Raw genomic sequence first — 318 nt, forward strand, 5'->3', positions numbered from 1 at the left:
CTCAGCAATTACCGATCCCGGAAGATCACCCCTTGTCGACTGCCAGTGTTTATGGTCAGACAAAACTCATGGTCGAAGAAATGCTTCGCGCGCTTTATGCTTCAGACCCTGAATGGTCTATTTGTATTCTACGGTACTTTAATCCGGTAGGCGCGCATCTTTCAGGACTGATTGGTGAAGACCCATCCGATACCCCGAACAATTTAATGCCCTTCATCAGCCAGACGGCTGTCGGGCGGCGTGAAAAACTGTCTGTCTTTGGCAATGATTACGACACACCTGATGGCACAGGTGTGCGCGATTATATTCATGTTGTCG

1 protein-coding gene is annotated in these 318 nt (G+C 49.1%); it reads left to right on the forward strand.

Annotation, left to right across the window (positions count from 1 at the left end; genetic code table 11):
• The coding region (locus SU32_RS17030; protein ID WP_144421200.1) for an NAD-dependent epimerase/dehydratase family protein at positions 1-318 on the forward strand (318 nt) is incomplete at both ends.

It is taken from the genome of Ahrensia marina (assembly GCF_001293565.1).
In the GTDB taxonomy this organism is placed as follows: domain Bacteria; phylum Pseudomonadota; class Alphaproteobacteria; order Rhizobiales; family Rhizobiaceae; genus Ahrensia; species Ahrensia marina.